The organism is Peribacillus sp. NPDC096540 (assembly GCF_050278525.1).
Lineage (GTDB): Bacteria > Bacillota > Bacilli > Bacillales > DSM-1321 > Peribacillus.
In genome coordinates, this window is the sequence record NZ_JBNNTG010000103.1 from 1 (window position 1) to 1,620 (window position 1,620).

Consider the following 1,620-nt stretch of genomic DNA (forward strand, 5'->3'; position numbering starts at 1 on the left):
TTTTTTTGTATGAAATTACTTTAGTGAAAGGCCATACTTAAATAAGCCCACCATATTCTCATTTTTTTGATGGGCGTAAATGTACTATGTCGTTATTTAACTGGTTATGCAGTTTGTTGTTCAGATGGAGCGATTGTATAGCCTTTCTTTTTTAGGTATTCGATCATTTTTAATTCTTTGTTATTTTGTTTTTCTTCAAGGTAATTTGAGCCTAGTTCATGATAGGGTTCTCCTGTTTTTAAGATGTTGTAAGCAATCGTTACTAGTAAATGGGCAGAAGCGATTCGTCCCTTCATTTTTCCTTGCCGTTTGGTAATCCTTTTTCGATGTGAAGCAATTCGATTATTTTGCCTTGATGTCGCTAATACACATTCTACGGCCATCGTTTTTATAGCTTTATTTCCTTGTGTGGTTTTACTCGTTTTTTTTTTACCAGCACTTTCGTAATTTCCAGGACTCACCCCAGCCCAAGAGGCAAGATGTTTAGCTGACTTAAATACGGACATATCAACACCCATCTCCGCAATAAAAGTAGCTGCCGCAGCTTTGTTCACACCAGGTATACCATCCAATAATTCTACTTCCTTACGATAAGGGGACAGGAGTTGATCAATTTGTTTTTCCAATTCTTTTATGGTTTCTTCTAAATAACCCATATGCTCCCAATGGTAACGCAACATATCACGATGATGACGGCGAATACGACCATTAATTGCATGGGCAATGTCAGTAATACTTGCTTTTGTTCGCCAATCCACCATTTTTCGAAGACCGTCGGTCTCTATTTTTTCACCATTTAGAATGGCTTCAAGGATACGGCGTCCCGATACACCAAAAATGTCTGATAGAACGGATGTTAGCTTGATATTAGCATCTTGAAGAATTTTGTGAATGCGATTCTGCTCGGATGTGCGATGATGAATCAGTTTTTTTCGATAACGAGTAAGATCTCGTAAATCACGAATATCCTCCGGTGGAACAAAATTGCTTTCAATAAGTCCGCATCTTAGAAGCTTGGCAAGCCATTCGGCATCTTTCACATCAGTTTTACGCCCTGGAACATTTTTGACATGTCTGGCATTGGCCAGAACAAGGTGAAAAGAATCTTCAAGTATATTCCATATAGGTTTCCAGTAGACTCCGGTACTTTCCATCACAACATCGGATACCTGAAGTGTAGCGAGCCAATCACTTAAAGCTAACAGTCCCGTTGTTGTAGTTGAAAAAGTTTCAATAGAGGTTTTAGGCTTTTTTTCTAATGGACCAAATAATACGCAGGCTACTACTGTTTCTTGGTGTACATCTAGGCCAGCACACCGTTCAATCATTGCTTCCATAGGAGAATCACCTCAATAAAAGATTAACAATACATATGACAGGAGATTTGTTACAAAAATTTTTGTATACGTACTAGCAGTACACTAAATGGTTCTTCAATACTGTCACAACCAGTTTCTTATACAGGGTATCTTCTTTAAGATCCACCAAAAAAAGCTCAGCCTGGTTGTATTGTTATCATCCATTATCGTCAAGGGGTTAATGGGTTAGACTCTATTTTTGAGTTTAGATTTTCGTAGTAGATGGTGGCGGCGAGGAGCGCCGCCATAGGAGTTTCTTATG

At 38.6% G+C, this 1,620-nt stretch carries 1 protein-coding gene; it reads right to left on the reverse strand.

Annotated features, from left to right (window positions below):
* Positions 1-104: 104 nt before the first annotated feature.
* Positions 105-1,337, reverse strand: a complete 1,233-nt coding sequence (locus ACQKMR_RS28360; protein WP_427700243.1) for an IS110 family transposase — start codon at positions 1,335-1,337, stop codon at positions 105-107.
* Between the last annotated feature and the right edge of the window lie 283 nt (positions 1,338-1,620).